Origin of the sequence: Succinimonas amylolytica DSM 2873 (assembly GCF_000378405.1) — a bacterium.
In the GTDB taxonomy this organism is placed as follows: Bacteria; Pseudomonadota; Gammaproteobacteria; order Enterobacterales; family Succinivibrionaceae; genus Succinimonas; species Succinimonas amylolytica.
Map to the genome: position 1 here is coordinate 1 of NZ_KB899656.1, position 1599 is coordinate 1599.

The 1599-nt window shown below is 37.2% G+C and carries 2 protein-coding genes; both read left to right on the plus strand.

The genetic code is table 11. From position 1 onward, the window contains the following. Positions 1 to 241 (plus strand): hypothetical protein (locus F557_RS23185; RefSeq protein WP_211209610.1); only part of this gene is annotated, 241 nt, incomplete at its 5' end. A 68-nt stretch (positions 242 to 309) separates the two neighbouring features. Then, positions 310 to 1599 (plus strand): RNA-binding domain-containing protein (locus tag F557_RS20815; protein WP_019003628.1); only part of this gene is annotated, 1290 nt, incomplete at its 3' end.

Consider the following 1599-nt stretch of genomic DNA (forward strand, 5'->3'; position numbering starts at 1 on the left):
GAATTTCTTCAACTACCACTTACAAAAGAGAGAATGGAGAAGTTGGTTTTTAAGAGTTAAATCACAGTTTACACAAAATAGTATTTACTCCCAAAAAACGAGTAACATAGGTTTTATTGAATTTCAAAGAAATTTTTTAATTTGGCACATACGGGTGCCAAATTGGAACTTGCAAGTTCCAATTTGGCGTGGCTTACCGATTGAAACATTTCTGCATATAGTTTTTCGCCTCACAGGGTAATTCTTGTTTTACGATGTGGAACGCAGTGCGTTCCGAATTGAATTTTTGGAATCAAAAGGGCAAAAATAATGATGACTATAGAACAAATACTTGCTATGGACGAGAAACAGATCTTTGATCGTAAGAGTATTCAAATAAAGCCATCTGATTTATCTGCTACTATCTGTGCTTTTGCCAACGCTGATGGGGGAACAGTAGCAATAGGAATTTCAGATAAACATAAACGAATAGAAGGTGTTGATTATCATACAGAGCAGTTAAATGAAATTTTGAGAACACCAATTGCCTTTTGTAATCCATCCGTTCCTGTCAGTGTTGAATTTGTTGAGTGTATTAATTCTGAAGGAAAGAAGGATCACGTTTTATTGATGCATATAGAGGCTAGCCCTCTTTTTCACGCAAATCAAGCAGATGAAGTATTTATCCGGGTGGGGGATAAAAGTAAAAAACTGGATTTTAATGATCGTTTGACACTAATGTACGCCAAAGGGGTTCGTTATTATGAGGATGAACCGGTTGCCGATGCCTCCATCAAGGATCTTGATATGGATTTTATTTCTCAGTATTGTGCGAAAATAGGATATGGAAAAACTCCTGAACAGTATGTCCGTGAAAATAAGAAATTCGTAACTATCAAGGATGGCAAAGATCAGATTTCAGTTGCTGCGATTTTACTTTTTGGGAAGAATCCTCAACTCTTTTTTCCGAGAGCATTCATTCGTTTTATCCGTTATGAGGGAAATGAGTCTTTGGTAGGAAAAGATATGAACGTTGTCAAAGATGTAATTTTTGAAGGTCGAATTCTTGACCAGGTAGAAAAGGCTGTTTCTTTTATACAGAACCAAATGAAGGAAAAGACTTACCTCGGCAATGACGGAGTTTTTGTTACAGAGGAGGAGTATGGTAAGTTTGTTCGTACAGAACTTGTTGTAAATGCTGTTGCGCATAGAGACTATGGAATAAAAGGAACTGATATCCAGATAAAGATGTTTGATAACAGACTTGAAGTTGATAGTCCTGGTGTTTTTGCCGGAATGGTGAAGAAAGAGAACATTCGCTATACTCACTACTCAAGAAATCCAAAAATAGCATCTTTCCTAAAAGATTACGGCTATGTGAAAGAGTATGGTGAAGGTGTTGATCGAATGTGCAAGGAATTGGAGAATATAGGACTTCCTTGTCCGATATTTGACAACAATTCCTTTATCCTCAAAACAACTGTGATGGGAGCTTCATTTCGCTCAAAGTTCGGTAGAAACGAATTTGCCGATTCGCAGTCAAAATTGCCGATTGGTGAAGAAATGATTGCCGATTCTCAGTCAAAATTGCCGATTGGTGAAGAAATGATTGCCGATTCG